Origin of the sequence: Streptomyces roseus (assembly GCF_001044425.1) — a bacterium.
Taxonomy (GTDB): Bacteria; Actinomycetota; Actinomycetes; order Streptomycetales; family Streptomycetaceae; genus Streptomyces; species Streptomyces roseus.
Genome location: NZ_LFML01000056.1, coordinates 52,934 through 70,209 on the forward strand (window position 1 = coordinate 52,934; position 17,276 = coordinate 70,209).

Genomic DNA, 17,276 nt, shown 5'->3' on the forward strand with positions numbered 1-17,276 from the left:
GCAGAAAATTGCCGCAAGCTCTTTCGGTCGGCTTTCAGGCTTGTTACGTTCCCTGCAACTCGGGACCGCGAGGGCGCGGCCGGGATCATCGAAGGAGTTCATATGCGGCGTGGCATAGCGGCCACCGCGCTGGTCGCGACCCTGGCGCTCGCGGCGACGGCTTGCGGCGGTGACGACAAGGGCGGCGACGAGACCAAGGCCGGCGGGGAGCTCTCCGGCACGGTCACGTGGTGGGACACCTCGAACGACGCCGAGAAGGCCAGCTTCCAGAAGATCGCCGAGGCGTTCACCGCGAAGCACCCGAAGGTCACCGTCAAGTACGTCAACGTCCCGTACGGCGACGCGCAGAACAAGGTCAAGAACGCCTTCAGCAGCGGTTCCGAAGCCCCTGACGTGATCCGCGCCGACGTCGGCTGGGTCGCCGACTTCGCCTCGCTCGGCTACCTCGACGAGGTGCCGGCCGAGACGGCCAAGAAGGTCGACGCCGAGTTCCTGCCCCAGGCCGCGGCCAGCGGCAAGTACGAGGGCAAGACCTACGCCGTCCCGCAGGTCATCGACACCCTCGGCCTCTTCTACAACAAGAAGATGCTCGCCGACGCCGGCGTCCAGCCCCCCAAGACCCTGGAGGAGCTGAAGACCGCCTCCGCCGCGATCAAGGCGAAGACCGGCAAGGCCGGCCTCTACCTGCGCGGCGACGACTCGTACTGGTTCCTCCCGCTCATCTACGGTGAGGGCGGCGACCTGGTCGACGCGAAGACCAAGACGGTCACCGTCGACAACCCGGCCGGCGTCAAGGCGTTCAAGACCGCCCGCGACCTGGTCACCTCGGGCGCGGCGATCACCAACGCCACCGACGGCTGGACCAACATGCAGACCGCCTTCAAGTCGGGCGAGGCCGCGATGATGATCAACGGTCCGTGGGCCGTCGCCGACACCTACGCCGGCGACCAGTTCAAGGACAAGGCCAACCTCGGCGTCGCCGCCGTCCCGGCCGGCTCCGCCAAGGCCGGTGCCCCGCAGGGCGGCCACGACCTCGCCGTCTACGCCGGTTCCAAGAACCGCGCCGCCGCGCACGCCTTCGTCGAGTACATGACCTCGCAGGACGTGCAGGTGCAGTCCACCAAGGAGCTCAGCCTGCTCCCCACCCGGACCGCCGCCTACGAGCAGCCGGACGTCAAGTCCAGCGAGATGGTCCAGTTCTTCAAGCCGGCCGTGGACAAGGCCGTCGAGCGCGCCTGGATCCCGGAGAACGGCTCCCTCTTCGAGCCGCTGAAGGTCGAGTACACCAAGGCGATCACCGGGGCGTCGAGCCCGGAGGACGCGGCCAAGGCGGCCGGCGTCGAGTTCCGCAAGATCCTCAAGGGCTGGAAGTAGTAGGAGCGATGGCTGCTGACACCAGCCAGTCGGTGGCGAAGGCCGCGGGCGGCGACGGAGGAGACTCCGTCGCGGCCCGCGGCCGGAGCCGCAGGACTGACAGCGCGAAGCGGGGCGGCCTGGGGCGCGCCCTGGCCACCCACTGGTACGCCTGGGCCATGGTCGCCCCGGTGGTGCTCGTCCTCGGCGTGATCATCGGCTGGCCGCTCGCCCGCGGCGTCTACCTGTCGCTGACCGACGCCAACGAGCGCAACGTCGGCCGTACGATCGGCGCCAACCACATTGAGGCCACGTACACGTTCGTCGGCCTCGACAACTACGCCGACGTCCTGGCCGACCCGGTGTTCCTGCAGCGGCTGGTGTGGACGGTGGTGTGGACCGTCCTGTGCGTGTCGATCACCTTCACGCTCGGACTGGCCCTGGCCAACATGCTCAACCGGGACTTCCGGGGCCGCGCCGCCTACCGGATGGCGCTCATCCTGCCCTGGGCCGTCCCCGGCTTCGTCTCCGTCTTCGCCTGGCGGTTCCTGTTCAACCGCGACAGCGGCATCCTGAACAAGATCCTCGACGGGGGCGGCATTTCCGCGGTCCCGTGGCTCGACGACCCGACGTGGGCCAAGTTCTCGGTCGTCGCCGTCAACGTCTGGCTCGGCGTCCCCTTCATGATGGTCGCCCTGCTCGGCGGGCTGCAGTCGATCCCCGGCGAGCTGTACGAGGCCGCCGAGATGGACGGCGCCACCGCCTGGCAGCGGTTCAGGCACATCACCCTGCCCGGACTGCGGGCGGTGAGCATGACCGTGATCCTGCTCTCCACCATCTGGACCTTCAACATGTTCCCGGTGATCTTCCTGCTGACGCGGGGCGGACCGGGCGACTCCACGGAGATCCTGGTGACCCAGGCCTTCCGGGAGGCGTTCGTGGCCAGCCCCCGCGACTTCGCGGGCTCCGCCACCTGGGGCGTGCTCATCCTCGCCCTGCTCATGATCTTCGCGCTGGTCTACCGGCGCTCGCTGCGCAAGCAGGGAGAGGTGTGGTGACCGTGACGACCCCGCGCACACGCATCAGGGGGCAGCGCTCCCCGCTCGCCTCCGCCGCACTGCACGCCACCCTGATCGTGGCGTCCGTGATCGCCGTCTTCCCGGTGCTGTGGGTCCTGCTGACCTCGATCAAGCCCGCGAAGCACGCCATCTCCACGGACTTCGTCAAGGAACCGACCCTGGAGAACTACCGCTACCTGGTGGAGTCGACCTCCTTCTTCACCTGGTTCGGCAACTCCGTGCTCGTGGCCGGCATCACCACCGTCCTCGGCGTGTTCATCGCCGCCACGACCGGCTACGCCGTCAGCCGGTTCAAGTTCCCCGGCATGAAGCCGCTGATGTGGACCCTGCTCATCACGCAGATGTTCCCGATGGCCATCCTGATCGTCCCGCTCTACAACCTCATGGGCGACCTGGGACTGCTCAACCAGCCGCTCGGGCTGATCATCACGTACCTCACCATCGCCGTGCCGTTCTGCGCCTGGATGATGAAGGGGTTCTTCGACAACATCCCGGTCGAGATCGACGAATCCGGGCGCGTCGACGGGCTCAACCCCTTCGGCACCTTCTGGCGCCTGATCCTGCCGCTGGCCAAGCCCGGCCTCGCCGTCACCGGCTTCTACTCGTTCATCACCGCCTGGGGCGAGGTCGCGTACGCCTCCGCCTTCATGGTCGGCGACGAACACCTCACCCTCGCCGGAGGCCTGCAGACCTTCGTCACGCAGTACACCTCCAACTGGGGTGCGATGAGCGCCGCATCGGTCCTCATCGCCATCCCGGCGGCCATCTTCTTCCTCTTCGCCCAGCGTCACCTCGTCGCCGGGATGACGGCAGGCGCGACCAAGGGCTGACCCCCCTTCCGCGAGCCAGGGCCGACCACCCTGCCTGCCCCCTCCCACCCCCGGCCCGATCTCTCCAAGGACGACATGACCCAGCACCTCGCCGACGCACTGCCTTCGGACAGTGGCCTTCCCACCACCACCGGCACCGCGCCCGGCTGGTGGAGAGAAGCGGTGATCTACCAGGTCTATCCGCGCAGCTTCGCCGACTCCAACGGGGACGGCATGGGGGACCTCGAAGGCATCCGCAGCCGACTGCCGTACCTCAAGGAGCTGGGCGTCGACGCCGTCTGGCTCAGCCCCTTCTACGCCTCCCCGCAGGCCGACGCCGGATACGACGTCGCCGACTACCGGGCCATCGACCCGATGTTCGGGACCCTGCACGACGCCGACGCCGTGATCCGCGAAGCCCACGGGCTGGGCCTGCGCATCATCGTGGACCTCGTCCCCAACCACTGCTCCGACCAGCACGAATGGTTCAAGCAGGCGCTCCGGGAGGGCCCCGGCACCCCGCTGCGCGAGCGCTTCCACTTCCGGCCGGGGCGGGGGGCCGACGGCTCCGAGCCTCCGAACGACTGGGAGTCGATCTTCGGCGGCCCGGCGTGGACGCGGGTCGCGGACGGCGAGTGGTACCTGCACCTCTTCGCCCCCGAGCAGCCCGACTTCAACTGGGAACACCCCGCCGTCCAGGACGAGTTCCGCTCCATCCTGCGCTTCTGGCTCGACCTGGGCGCCGACGGCTTCCGCATCGACGTGGCCCACGGCCTGGTGAAGGCCCCCGGCCTGCCCGACCTCGGCCGCGACGAGCAGCTCAAGCTGCTCGGCAACCAGGTGCTGCCCTTCTTCGACCAGGACGGGGTCCACGAGATCTACCGCTCCTGGCGCAAGGTGCTCGACGAGTACGCCGGCGACCGCATCGGCGTCGCCGAGGCCTGGACCCCGAGCGCGGACCGCACGGCCCTCTACCTGCGCCCCGACGAGCTGCACCAGGCGTTCAACTTCCACTACCTGAGCACCGGGTGGGACGCCGAGGCGCTGCGCGCCGCGATCGACGACTCGCTCGACTCGATGCGCCCGGTCGGGGCGCCGACCACGTGGGTGCTGTCCAACCACGACGTCGTACGCCACCGCACGCGCTTCGGCAGCCTGGAGCGGGCGCGCGCCGCCGCGCTGCTGATGCTGGCGCTGCCGGGGTCGGCGTACGTCTACCAGGGCGAGGAGCTCGGCCTGCCGGAGGTGACCGACCTCCCGGACGAGGTGCGCCAGGACCCCTCCTTCTTCAAGGAGAACGGGCAGGAGGGGCTGCGCGACGGCTGCCGCGTGCCCATGCCGTGGTCGGGTCGCGAGGCCCCGTACGGCTTCGGTGACGGCGGCAGCTGGCTGCCGCAGCCGGCCGAGTGGGCCGGGCTGAGCGTCGAGGCCCAGACGGGCGACCCGCACTCCACCCTGGAGCTGTACCGGGCGGCGCTGCGCATCCGCCGGGCCCACCCCGACCTGGGCGCGGGCGACGCGGTCCAGTGGCTGGAGGCGCCGCAGGGCGTACTGGCGTTCCGGCGCGGGGGCTTCGTCTGCACGGCCAACACCACGGGTGAGCCGGTACGGATGCCCGCGCCGGGGACGGTACTGCTGGCGAGCGGCGAGGTGACGGACCCCGGGGTCCTCGGGGCCGACACGGCGGTGTGGTGGCAGGAGTGACCTCCCCGCTCCGGCTGACGGACATCGCCGCGCAGGCCGAGGTCAGCGAGGCGACGGTCAGCCGTGTGCTCAACGGCAAGGCGGGCGTGGCGGCGAGCACCCGGCACCGGGTGCTCGCCGCCATGGACCTGCTGGGCTACGAGCGCCCGGTGCGCCTGCGCCGCCGCAGCAACGGGCTGGTCGGGCTGCTGATCCCCGAGCTGACCAACCCCATCTTCCCGGCGTTCGCGCAGGTCATCGAGCAGGCGCTGGCGGGCCACGGCTATACGCCGGTGCTGTGCACGCAGACGCCGGGCGGGGCCACGGAGGACGAGCTGGTGGAGCAGCTGGAGGAGCGGGGGGTCACGGGGATCGTCTTCCTGTCGGGCCTGCACGCGGACGCCTCGCTGGACCCCTCCCGCTACCACCGGCTGTCCTCGCGGGGCATCCCCTTCGTCCTGATCAACGGCTTCAACGAGCACGTCAACGCCCCGTTCATCTCGCCGGACGACCGTGCGGCGGCGGACATGGCGGTACGCCACCTCGCGGACCTGGGCCACCGGCGCATCGGCCTGGCGATAGGGCCGACCCGGTACGTCCCGTCGGCCCGCAAGGAGGCCGGTTTCACGGCGGCGCTGCCGTCGGCGGAAGCGGAGGGCCTGATCCAGCGCACGCTGTTCACGGTGGAGGGGGGCCACGCGGCGGGCGGCGCCCTGCTGGACCGCGGCTGCACGGGCATCGTGTGCGGCAGCGACCCGATGGCGCTCGGTGTGATCCGCGCGGCGAGGGAGCGGGGGCTGAGGGTTCCCGAGGACGTCTCGGTGGTCGGCTTCGACGACTCCCCGCTGATCGCCTTCACGGACCCCCCGCTGACGACGGTCCGCCAGCCGGTCCGCGCGATGGCCAATGCGGCGGTGGGCGCGCTCCTGGAGGCGGTGGCAGGCACCCCGGTCCAGCGCACGGAGTACGTCTTCCAGCCGGAACTGGTGGTCAGGGGCTCGACCGCCCAGGTCCCGGACTAGGCCGCGTCTTTCGGATCGGGGTGGATCAGCCGGGGGTGCCAGACGCCCCGGGCCCGCCGTGATCCGAAAGGCACGGCCCAGTGGCGCGAACGCCGCGGGGGCGGCCGACGTCGCCGTCGGTCCGCCCCCGCGGTGCCGTGCGCCGGATCAGGCGCCGATGTGCTGCCCGGTCAGCCACTCCTTGTCGCCGCTCTTCTCGCAGGACGAGTTGTAGACCGGGCCCGCGAACGCCGGGAGGTTGTGCGGGACCGCGGCGAACGTGGAGCAGTTCGACGCGTGGGCCGCGCGGCCACCGGTGAAGTAGTCGACGTCGAGGTCGTCGGCCAGGGCGGCACCGGCTCCGCCGAGCAGGATGCCGGCGGCCAGGACGGACGCGGTGACAGCAGAACGAATGCGCATGACTCCCCTAAGGATCGTCGGAAGGACGCGCTGCTGGTTCCGCGCGTCCGCCGGTCCAACCGTCCGGGAGCGCCGCCGGGAACGGGTGTTCACTCCAATGCCCGCAGCTGTATCGTTTCGACATTTTGCGCCCCCCTCGTGCGCCCCCCTGGTCGTCGGGGCCGGAACGCGCGCGCGGCCGGGCTGCCCGTCCGGCTGGACACGCCCCGGAAACAATTCTGCAATCTCTTGCGCAAACTCTTGCAGGCCTCCTACCCGGCCCCTACGGTCGCTGCAATCCCCACCTCTCCCGCCAGGAGGCCCCCCGCATGCCTGCCAGAGCCGTCAGAGCTGCAACTCTCTTCGCCGCCACCGCCCTCGCCGCGGCCGCCCTCACCGGCCCGGCACCGCAGGCCGCCGCCGCGGCGCCCGGGACCAAGGACGTCACCGCCGTCCTCTTCGAGTGGCGCTTCGACTCCGTCGCCAGGGCCTGCACCGATGCGCTCGGGCCCGCCGGGTACGGGTACGTCCAGGTCTCGCCGCCCCAGGAGCACATCCAGGGCCCCCAGTGGTGGACCTCGTACCAGCCCGTCAGCTACAAGATCGCCGGACGGCTCGGCGACCGCGCCGCGTTCAAGGCCATGATCGACACCTGCCACGCCGCCGGGGTGAAGGTCGTCGCCGACTCCGTCATCAACCACATGGCCGCCGGCGACGGCGTCGGGACCGGCGGGTCCTCGTACACGAAGTACGGTTACCCCGGGCTCTATTCGGGCTCCGACATGGACGACTGCCGGACCACCATTTCCAACTACCAGGACCGCGCCAACGTCCAGAACTGCGAACTCGTACAGCTCGCCGACCTCGACACCGGCGAGGACTACGTGCGGGGGCGGATCGCCGGGTACCTCAACGACCTGCTGTCGCTGGGCGTCGACGGCCTGCGGATCGACGCCGCCAAGCACATGCCCGCCGCCGACCTCGCCAACATCAAGTCCCGGCTGAGCAATCCTTCCGCCTACTGGAAGCAGGAGGCCATCCACGGGGCCGGCGAGGCCGTCTCACCCTCCGAGTACCTCGGCAACGGCGACGTGCAGGAGTTCCGCTACGCCCGCGACCTGAAGCGCGTCTTCCAGAACGAGAACCTCGCCTACCTGAAGAACTTCGGCGAGGCCTGGGGATACATGCCGAGCGCGCAGGCCGCCGTGTTCGTCGACAACCACGACACCGAGCGGGGCGGCGACACCCTCAACTACAAGGACGGCTCCGCCTACACCCTCGCCAGCGTCTTCATGCTGGCCTGGCCGTACGGATCCCCCGACGTGCACTCCGGGTACGAGTGGAGCGACAAGGACGCGGGCCCGCCCAACGGCGGCTCCGTGAAGGCCTGTTACGCCGACGGGTGGAAGTGCCAGCACGCCTGGCGGGAGATCTCCTCCATGGTCGCCTTCCGCAACGCCGCCCGCGGCCAGGCCGTCACCGACTGGTGGGACGACGGAGCCGACCGGATCGCCTTCGGGCGCGGGTCCAAGGCGTACGTCGCCATCAACCACGAGAGCGCGGCCCTCACCCGCACCTTCCAGAGCTCCCTCCCGGCCGGCGACTACTGCGACGTCCAGAGCGGGCGCACCGTCAAGGTGAACACCGCCGGGCAGTTCACCGCCACCCTCGGCGCCGGTACCGCCCTCGCCCTGCATGCGGGCGCCCGTACCTGCGCCTCCGGCGGGACCACGCCCCCGGCCGCGGTCGCGGGCGCCTCGTTCGCCGTCAACGCCACCACCGCCCTCGGACAGGACATCTACGTCACCGGGGACCGCGCGGAGCTCGGCGGCTGGAACACCGCGGGCGCCCTGAAGCTGGACCCGGCGGCGTACCCCGTGTGGAAGCTGGACGTGTCCCTCCCGGCCGGGACCGCGTTCTCGTACAAGTACCTCCGCAAGGACGCCGCCGGGAACGTCACCTGGGAGAGCGGAGCCAATCGCACCGCGACCGTCCCGGCGAGCGGCCAGACCGTGCTGAACGACACCTGGCGCAACTGAACCCGACCGGACCCGACCGGACCCGACCGGACCCCACGCCACCCCGCACCCCCCAGACCAGGGCCGCCCGGCGTTCCACCCCGCCACCAGCCGGGCGGCCCTCGTCCCGCGCCCCGTACCCGAGGAGAACCGCCTTGATACGCCCCGCCGCAGGAGCGATCGCCGCCGCCCTGGCCGTGACGCTCCTGCCCGCCCTCCCGGCCGCGGCCGCCGCGCCGCCCGCCCCGCCCTCGGACGCGAAACTGGCCGCCGAGCCCGCCCGGCACGACCTGACCCGGGACCAGTTCTACTTCGTCCTCCCGGACCGCTTCGCGAACGGCGATCCGCGCAACGACACCGGCGGCCTGACCGGCAGCCGGCTGGAGACCGGGCTGGACCCGACGGACAAGGGCTTCTACCAGGGCGGCGACCTCAAGGGGCTGACCGACCGGCTCGACTACATCAAGGGGCTCGGCACCACCGCCATCTGGATGGCGCCGATCTTCAAGAACCAGCCGGTGCAGGGGAAGGGGGCCGGGGAGGTCTCCGCCGGCTACCACGGCTACTGGATCACCGACTTCACGCAGGTCGACCCGCACTTCGGCACCAACGCCGACCTGGAGCGGCTGATCGACAAGGCGCACGCGAAGGGGATGAAGGTCTTCTTCGACGTCATCACCAACCACACCGCCGACGTCGTCGACTACCGCGAGCAGTCCTACTCCTACCTCTCCAAGGGGGCCTTCCCCTATCTGACGAAGGACGGGGTGCCGTTCGAGGACTCCGACTACGCGGACGGGAAGCGCACGTTCCCGCGCGTCGACACCGGGTCTTTCCCGCGGACCCCCTTCGTGCCCGACGCGAAGAAGAACCTGAAGGCTCCCGCCTGGCTCAACGACCCGACGATGTACCACAACCGGGGCGATTCCACCTTCGCCGGGGAATCCTCCGACCAGGGCGACTTCTTCGGCCTCGACGACCTGTGGACCGAGCGTCCCGAGGTCGTCAGCGGGATGGAGAAGATCTACGAGAAGTGGGTCAAGGACTTCTCGATCGACGGCTTCCGCATCGACACGGTCAAGCACGTCAACACCGGGTTCTGGACCCAGTGGGCCACCGCCCTCGACAAGTACGCCGCCCAGCGCGGCCGGAAGAACTTCTTCATGTTCGGCGAGGTCTACTCCGCCGACACCGCGGTCACCTCCCCATACGTGACGCAGGGCCGCCTCGACGCCACCCTCGACTTCCCGCTCCAGGACGCGATCCGCGCGTACGCCTCCCAGGGCGCGGGCGCCCCGCGGCTGGGCTCCGTACTGGCCGACGACTACCGGTACACCACGGACAAGGCGAACGCGTACGAGCAGGTCACCTTCCTCGGCAACCACGACATGGGCCGCTTCGGGACCTTCCTGAAGCAGGACCGGCCGGGGGCGGGGGAGCAGGAACTGCTGGACCGCTACCGGCTCGCCAACGAGCTGATGTTCTTCTCCCGGGGCAACCCGGTGATCTACTCCGGTGACGAGCAGGGCTTCACGGGCGCCGGCGGTGACAAGGACGCGCGGCAGCCGCTGTTCGCCACGAAGATCGCCGACTACCTGGACGACGACCAGCTCGGAACGGTGCGCACGCATGCGAGCGACGCTTACGATCCGGGACACCCGCTCTACCAGCAGATCAGTGCTCTCTCGAAGCTGACCAAGGAACACCCGGCGCTACGGGACGGCGTCCAGAGCGAACGTCTCGCCGACGGGTCCGTCTACGCCTTCGCCCGCACCGACACCCGGTCCCGCACCGAGTACCTCGTCGCCGCCAACAATGCCGCCGAAGCCCGCACCGTCGAACTCGACGCCCCGGCCGGCGCCCAGTACCGCACCCTCTACGGCGGCACCGCGCTGCTGCGCGCCTCCTCGGCCGGCAAGCTCACCGTCACCGTCCCCGCCCTCGGCTCGGTGGTCCTCCAGGGCGCCGCTCCCCTCGCCGCCCCCGCCGCCAAGCCCGCCCTCACCCTCAAGGCCCCGGCCGCCGGAGCGGCCGGGACCGTCGAGCTCTCCGCCGAGGTCACCGGCGGCGGCCTGAACCGGGTCGTCTTCGCCGCCCAGACCGGCACCGGCACGTGGCAGGTCCTCGGCTCCGCCGACCACGCCCCGTACAAGGTCACCCAGCACATCGACGCCACGACGCCGGCCGGCCCCGCCCTGCGCTACAAGGCGGTCGTGGTGGACGCCTCCGGCCGCACCGCGAGCGCCCTCGCCGAGTCCGTCTCCGGCCTGACCCCGCCCTCGCCGGTCCCCACCGCCACCCAGCGCGACTACGCGGTCGTCCACTACCGCCGCGCCGACGGCGACTACACGAACTGGCGCCTGTACGCCTGGGGCGACCTGGCCGACGGCGAGGCCACCCCCTGGCCGGCCGGCCACGACTTCACCGGCCGCGACGCGTACGGGGCCTTCGCCTACGTCCGCCTCAAGCCCGGCGCCTCCTCCGTCGGTTACCTCGTCATCGACAAGGACGGCAACAAGGACGTCACCGCCGACCGCACCCTCGACGTGACCAAGAGCGGCGAGGTCTGGCTGGAGCAGGGCAAGGTGGCGGCCACCACCGACCGCCCCGCCTACCCGCCCCAGGACCAGGCCAAGGCCGTCCTGCACTACCAGCGCCCCGACGGCGCCTACGACGGCTGGGGCCTGCACGTGTGGACCGGGGCCGCGAACCCCACCGACTGGTCCAAGCCGCTGATGCCCGCCCGCACCGACTCCTACGGCGCCGTGTACGAGGTCCCGCTCGCGGCCGGGGCGACCAGCCTCGGCTACATCCTCCACAAGGGCGACGAGAAGGACCTCCCCACCGACCAGTCCCTCGACCTGAAGGCCACCGGCCACGAGGTCTGGATGCTGGGAGGCCGGGCCCCCTACCTCCTCCCGCAGCCCGCCGGCTCCTCCGCCGCCCTCGACCTCACCAAGTCCGAGGCCGTCTGGATCGACCGCGACACCGTCGCCTGGAACGCCCCCGCCGCGGCCGCCTCCACCGAGCTCCTCGCCTCCCGCGAGGGCACCGTCACCGCCGCCGACGGCGTGCTGCACGCGGACGGCGCACAGTGGCTGCGCCTGGCCAGGGCCGAGCTCACCGCCGCCCAGAAGCAGAAGTTCCCGCACCTCGCGACGTACGCCGCCTTCACCGTGGACCCGCGCGACCGGGGCCGCGTACGCGAGGCCCTGCGCGGCCAGCTCGTCGCGAGCGCCCGCACCGCGAACGGCGCCGTCCTCGCCGCGACCGGCGTCCAGCTCGCCGGCGTCCTCGACGACCTGTACGCGAACAACGCCCCCCTCGGCCCCGTCTTCAAGGACGGCCGCCCCACCCTCTCCGTCTGGGCGCCCACGGCACGGCAGGTGGCCCTCGAACTCGACGGCCGCACCGTCCCCATGCGCCGCGACGACGCCACCGGCGTCTGGTCGGTGCGCGGCGAGCGCGGCTGGAGCGGCAAGCCCTACCGCTACGCCGTCACCGTCTGGGCCCCGAGCACCGGCCGGATGGTCCACAACCGCGTCACCGACCCGTACTCCACCGCCCTGACCACCGACTCCACCTACAGCCTGGCCGTCGACCTGGCCGATCCGAAGCTGGCCCCGCCCGGCTGGCGCGGCCTGCGCAAGCCCGCGCCCGTCCCCTTCACCTCCGCGCAGATCCAGGAGCTCCACATCCGCGACTTCTCGGTCGCGGACCCCACGAGCACCCATCCCGGCCAGTACCTGGCCTTCACCGACACCGCCTCGGCGGGCATGCGGCACCTGCGCGAGCTGGCCGCCTCCGGCACCTCGTACGTCCACCTCCTGCCCGCCTTCGACATCGGCACGATCCCGGAGAAGGCCTCCGACCGCACCGAACCCGCCTGCGACCTGTCGGTGTACGCGCCGGACTCGCCCGAGCAGCAGGCCTGCGTGGCCGCCGCGGCCGCGAAGGACGCCTACAACTGGGGCTACGACCCGCTGCACTACACCGTGCCGGAGGGCTCGTACGCGAGCGATCCCAACGGCACGGCCCGCACCGTCGAGTTCCGCAGGATGGTCCAGTCGCTGAACGGGGCCGGGCTGCGGACCGTCATGGACGTGGTCTACAACCACACCGTGGCCGCCGGCCAGTCGGACAAGTCGGTCCTGGACCGCATCGTGCCGGGCTACTACCAGCGGCTGCTGGCGGACGGCTCCGTGGCCACCTCCACCTGCTGTGCCAACACCGCGCCCGAGAACGCCATGATGGGCCGGCTCGTCGTGGACTCGATCGTCACCTGGGCCAAGGAGTACAAGGTCGACGGCTTCCGCTTCGACCTGATGGGCCACCACCCCAAGGCGAACATCCTCGCCGTGCGCCAGGCCCTCGACGCGCTGACCGTCGCCAAGGACGGCGTCGACGGCAAGAAGATCATCCTGTACGGGGAGGGCTGGAACTTCGGGGAGGTCGCCGACGACGCCCGCTTCGTCCAGGCCACCCAGAAGAACATGGCCGGCACCGGCATCGCCACCTTCTCGGACCGCTCGCGCGACGCGGTGCGCGGCGGCGGCCCCTTCGACGAGGACCCGCGCGTCCAGGGCTTCGCCTCGGGCCTGTTCACCGCCCCGAACGCCTCGCCCGCCAACGGCACCGCGGACCAGCAGCGGGCCCGCCTGCTGCACGCCCAGGACCTGATCAAGGTCGGGCTGTCCGGCAACCTCGCCTCGTACGCCTTCACCGACAGCGCGGGCAAGCCCACCAAGGGCTCCGAGGTGGACTACAACGGCTCCCCGGCCGGGTACGCGGCGGCCCCCGGTGACGCCCTCGCCTACGCCGACGCCCACGACAACGAGACCCTGGCCGACGCCCTGGCGTACAAGCTGGCGCCGGGCACCTCGGCCCCGGACCGGGCCCGCATGCAGGTCCTGGCGATGGCCGTCGGCACCCTCTCGCAGGGCCCGTCCCTGTCCCAGGCCGGTACGGACCTGCTCCGCTCGAAGTCCCTGGACCGCAACTCCTACGACAGCGGCGACTGGTTCAACGCCATCCACTGGGACTGCCGCCAGGGCAACGGCTTCGGGCGCGGCCTGCCGCCGGCCGCCGACAACGGCTCCAAGTGGGTCTACGCGAAGCCGCTGCTGGCCGCCGGCAAGGCGCCGGGCTGCGCCGAGATCACGGGGGCCTCGGCCGCCTACCGCGACCTGCTGCGCATCCGTACGACCGAACCCGCCTTCGCCCTCACCACGCCCGCGGCGGTCCAGGCCGCGCTGGCCTTCCCGCTCTCCGGCAAGGACGAGACCCCCGGGGTGATCACCATGACCCTCGGCGACCTGGTGGTGGTGTTCAACGCCACCCCCGCCGCCCAGTCCCAGCGCGTCCCGGCCCTCGCGGGCACCGCGTACACCCTGCACCCGGCCCAGGCGGCCGGGTCCGACGCCGCGGTCAGGCAGGCCGCGTACGACGTGCGGACGGGAGAGTTCACGACCCCGCCCCGAACGGTCGCCGTCTTCAAGCGGCCCTGACACAGCGGAGGAGGGGGCGGTGGGGACCACGGTCCGCACCGCCCCCTCGGCCTGTCCGGCGCCGCCGGAGACCGCCTCCCGCACTCGGAGGAGGCGGGGTCGCCGCCCTCCTACGGCGAGACGGCGCTCCAGCAGGATCACCCCGTACACCCGGCCGTCCTTTCCCTGCTTCGAGGGGAATTCGCCGACCACCCGGTAGCCGCAGCCGCGGTAGTACGAGAGCAGCCTCGGGTTGGTGGAGACGCAGTCCAGGCGGGCGCGATCGCGGCCGGTGCCCGCGATCCGGCTCTCGGCGTGCTCCAGGAGCAGGCGCCCCGTCCCGGGCGACGCCGTCTCGCGGTCCACCATCAGCCGGTGCACGTAGCCGGCGACCGGCGGCTGGACGCCCCAGGCCTCCTCGTCGGACCACCACAGCTCGTACGCCCCGATGATCAGCCCGTCGGCGTCCCCGGCGAGCCACACCTCGCCCTCGCGCATCTTCGCCAGGAAGTGCGCGGCGTCCTTGTCCCCGGGCTTCCACTGGTCGATCCCGTGCTTGCGCATCCACCGGGCGGCCTGGTCGTGCAGGGCCACCAGGGTGGCGGCGTCCTTCTCCACGGCACGCCGGAACAGGATCCCGTCATTAATGATCACGGGCGCATTATCACGCGGATGATCACCGGGGGGCGGGAACGCCGGCCCCCGCGGCCGGCGGGACGAGCCCGACGAGCCGCCCGACCAGCTCCCCGAACGGCCCGTCGGCTGGCTCGTCGGCGAGGATCCGGCCGAGGATGGCGGCCATCTCCGCGTCGTACGCGGCCGATACGGCGGCCAGCGCGGCGAAGTCGTGCACGAGCTGCAGCTCCAGCTCGGCCCGCGGGATCTTCCGCCCCTCCAGCCAGATCAGCGCGGTGGACTCCGCCAGCGACACCCAGGACCGCACCACGAGTTCCAGGCGGGCGGGCGGGTCCTCGATGCCGATGTGCGTCACGATCTGCTCGTACGCGGCCTGCCGGACCTCGTCGATCATCGCGTTGGTCCGGTTGCTCCCGACGGCCGGGCCGCCGCGCATCAGCGCCGAGAAACCGGGCCCGTGGTCGTCGACGAACGCGAAGAACCGGCCCATGACGCGCAGCAGCCGCGCCCCGAGGGGACCCTCCTTCGGCTCCACGAAGCGCTGCGCGAGCTCGTCGGCGGCCCGCCGCAGAGCGGCCTCGTACAGGCTCAACTTGCCAGGGAAGTAGTGGTAGACGAGCGGCCGCGATATCCCCGCGGCCGCCGCGATCTCGTCGATCGACACGTCGTCGGGCGACCTGAGGCTGAACAGCTCCAGGGCCACCCCGATCAGCTGCTGCCGCCGCTCCTCGACACCCATCCTGCGCCGCGTCCCGGTAGTCATGCGCAACACCCTACTGGGCCCGCGGCAGCGCTCAGAGGTCGAGGACCAGGTGGTCGGTGCGGGCGCGGGACACGCACAGGAGCATCGAGTCCTCGCGCTCCTGGTCCGTGAGGAGGGTGTCGCGGTGGTCCACCTCGCCCGCGAGGACGCGGTGTTGGCAGGTGCCGCAGAAGCCCTGGGCGCAGGAGTACGGGGTGTCGGGGAGCTCCCTGCGGACCGCGGTCAGGGTGGATTCGTCCCTCCCGACCTCGATCGTGCGGCCCGAGCGGTGGAGTTCGACGGTGAAGGGGTGCGAGGCGCCGGTCGTGGGGGCGGTGGCCGTGAAGCGCTCCAGGTGGACCGGCGCGTGGGGGGCGGCCGCCGCTTCGACCGCCTCCATCAGGGGTTCCGGGCCGCAGCAGTAGACCAGGGTGCCGGGGGCCGCCCCGGTGAGCGGGGTGAGATCGGGCAGGCCGGCCTCGTCCTGCGCGGTGACGGTGACCCGGGGCCCGTACGCCTCCAGTTCGGCGAGGAACGGCATCGAGGAGCGCGAGCGGCCGCCGTACAGGAGGGTCCACTCCGCACCCGCCGCCTCCGCCGCCCGCAGCATCGGCAGGACGGGCGTGATGCCGATCCCGCCCGCGACGAACGCGTACGAGGGGGAGGGCACGAGGGGGAAGCGGTTGCGGGGCGGGCGCACGGGCAGCTCCGCGCCCTCCACCAGCTGGGCGTGCGCCTCGCGGGAGCCGCCGCGGCCGTCCTCGACCAGCCGGATCGCGATCGTGTAGCGGCCGGCGTCCGCCGGGTCGCCGCAGAGGCTGTACTGGCGGATCAGGCCGGAGGGCAGCTGTACGTCCACATGGGCGCCCGGGGTCCACGGCGGGAGCTCCGGGGAGGCCAGGGTCAGCAGCAGCACCCCCTGCGCGGGTTCGGCGCGGGACACGATCAGCGCGGGCAGCCAGCGGCGCGGGGAGTGGCCCGAGACCGGGGTCTCCAGCGCCGGGAGGGGCCACAGCGGGGAGCGGGCGATGCGCCCCTTCAGGGCGCGCCGGGTCAGCAGCGCCACGCCCGCCACCGCCGCCAGCTTCAGGGCGCGGCTCATGCGGCGGCACCGCCGTTCGCGCCGGGGGAGGAGGCCAGGTAGGCCACTGCCTGGGCCGTGGAGCCCTCCTGGGAGGGGTGGTACGTACGGGAGAGGTACGTCGGGATCGACTTGAGCATCGCGCCCGCCGAGGGCAGCGTCCCCTGCCGGCCCGCTCGGAAGAACTGGCCGAGCGAGGCCTTGGCGGCGGGCAGCTCCGGGTCGTTCTCCATGAAGAAGCGGGTGCCCCGCTGCCAGAGGAAGACGAGCGCCGTGAACGCCGTGGCCCAGGTCCTGGCCCGCCGGTGGTAGCCGCCGTCCACGTGCATGAAGAGGTCGAAGGCCACCGAGCGGTGCTCCACCTCCTCCGCGCCGTGCCAGCGCAGCAGGTCCAGCATCACGGGGTCCGCGCCCCGGCGGTCCAGTTCGTCCGCGTTGAGCACCCAGTCCCCGAGGAACGCCGTGTAGTGCTCGATCGCCGCGATCAGCGCGACCCGCTCCATGAGCCACCAGTGGCGGGCCTTGCCCGGCGGCAGGGTCCGGTCGCCGAGCAGCTTCTCGAAGAGCCAGTCCACCTGCGCCGTGTAGGGCGTCGGGTCCAGGCCCAGCCGCTTCAGGTGGGGGAGCACGTCGTCGTGGGCGGCGGCGTGCATGGCCTCCTGGCCGATGAACCCGACGACGTCCGCACGCAGTCGTTCGTCCTTGATGTACGGGAGCACCTGCTTGTAGACGTGCACGAACCAGCGCTCGCCCGCGGGCAGCAGCAGGTGCAGCACGTTGATGGTGTGCGTGGCGAACGGGTCGCCGGGCAGCCAGTGGAGCGGGGTGTCCTCCCAGCCGAAGGACACGTTCCGCGCCTTGAGCTCGATGTGCTCCGACGCCACGGGGGCGGGGGCGGGCGGCGTATTAGACATGGCGTCAATGTACTGAGGGGTAGGGGCGAGGAAAACCCCTCTGCGCCCCTCAAGTTCGAAGGCCCCCGGTGCGTG

At 71.7% G+C, this 17,276-nt stretch carries 11 protein-coding genes and 1 pseudogene; 7 read left to right on the forward strand and 5 right to left on the reverse strand.

The features are described 5' to 3' along the window. The first annotated feature begins 102 nt into the window (after positions 1–102). The 5 genes from ACS04_RS15140 (at position 103) to ACS04_RS15160 (ending at position 5,946) form a co-directional block, all read left to right on the forward strand. Positions 103–1,374 carry an extracellular solute-binding protein gene (locus ACS04_RS15140; protein ID WP_048477113.1) on the forward strand — a complete coding sequence of 424 codons (1,272 nt, stop codon included), beginning with the start codon at positions 103–105 and terminating at the stop codon, positions 1,372–1,374. Between the two features lie 8 nt (positions 1,375–1,382). After that, positions 1,383–2,411, forward strand: coding sequence for a carbohydrate ABC transporter permease (locus ACS04_RS15145; RefSeq protein WP_048477114.1), 1,029 nt, complete (start codon positions 1,383–1,385; stop codon positions 2,409–2,411). Between the two features lie 2 nt (positions 2,412–2,413). Continuing rightward, entirely contained in the window at positions 2,414–3,262 is an 849-nt protein-coding gene (locus tag ACS04_RS15150; protein ID WP_048477144.1) for a sugar ABC transporter permease, read from the forward strand. A gap of 75 nt (positions 3,263–3,337) precedes the next feature. Beyond that, on the forward strand, positions 3,338–4,945 hold the full coding sequence (locus ACS04_RS15155; RefSeq protein ID WP_048477115.1) for a glycoside hydrolase family 13 protein: 1,608 nt from the start codon (positions 3,338–3,340) through the stop codon (positions 4,943–4,945). Beyond that, positions 4,930–5,946, forward strand: a complete 1,017-nt coding sequence (locus ACS04_RS15160) for a LacI family DNA-binding transcriptional regulator (RefSeq protein WP_048477116.1) — start codon at positions 4,930–4,932, stop codon at positions 5,944–5,946. The genes ACS04_RS15155 and ACS04_RS15160 overlap by 16 nt, the downstream gene beginning before the upstream one ends. A 147-nt stretch (positions 5,947–6,093) precedes the next feature. Here the strand turns inward: ACS04_RS15160 and ACS04_RS15165 are convergent, their stop codons facing one another. Further along, positions 6,094–6,345, reverse strand: a complete 252-nt coding sequence (locus tag ACS04_RS15165) for a hypothetical protein (RefSeq protein WP_245236399.1) — start codon at positions 6,343–6,345, stop codon at positions 6,094–6,096. A gap of 308 nt (positions 6,346–6,653) precedes the next feature. On the opposite strand from ACS04_RS15165, the gene ACS04_RS15170 reads away from it, so the two are divergent. Together ACS04_RS15170 and pulA are read left to right on the forward strand one after the other, a co-directional pair. After that, a complete protein-coding gene (locus ACS04_RS15170) occupies positions 6,654–8,363 on the forward strand; it encodes a carbohydrate-binding module family 20 domain-containing protein (RefSeq protein WP_048477118.1) in 1,710 nt (569 codons plus the stop codon). 134 nt (positions 8,364–8,497) lie between these two features. Beyond that, on the forward strand, positions 8,498–13,849 hold the full coding sequence (pulA, locus tag ACS04_RS15175; RefSeq protein ID WP_048477119.1) for a pullulanase-type alpha-1,6-glucosidase: 5,352 nt from the start codon (positions 8,498–8,500) through the stop codon (positions 13,847–13,849). 111 nt (positions 13,850–13,960) lie between these two features. On the opposite strand, the pseudogene ACS04_RS36265 reads toward pulA, so the two are convergent. The 4 genes and pseudogenes from ACS04_RS36265 to ACS04_RS15190 all read right to left on the reverse strand — a co-directional run. Beyond that, positions 13,961–14,482 (reverse strand): annotated as a pseudogene (locus tag ACS04_RS36265) (N-acetyltransferase family protein); the annotation flags it as partial. Between the two features lie 22 nt (positions 14,483–14,504). Continuing rightward, positions 14,505–15,227, reverse strand: a complete 723-nt coding sequence (locus tag ACS04_RS15180; protein WP_048477120.1) for a TetR/AcrR family transcriptional regulator — start codon at positions 15,225–15,227, stop codon at positions 14,505–14,507. Positions 15,228–15,258: 31 nt separating this feature from the next. Next, complete coding sequence (locus ACS04_RS15185) at positions 15,259–16,308, reverse strand: PDR/VanB family oxidoreductase (protein ID WP_048477121.1); 1,050 nt, start codon at positions 16,306–16,308, stop codon at positions 15,259–15,261. Next, positions 16,305–17,201: a metal-dependent hydrolase gene (locus ACS04_RS15190; RefSeq protein WP_048477122.1), complete on the reverse strand. Its 897-nt coding sequence runs from the start codon at positions 17,199–17,201 to the stop codon at positions 16,305–16,307. The genes ACS04_RS15185 and ACS04_RS15190 overlap by 4 nt, the downstream gene beginning before the upstream one ends. Positions 17,202–17,276 lie beyond the last annotated feature (75 nt).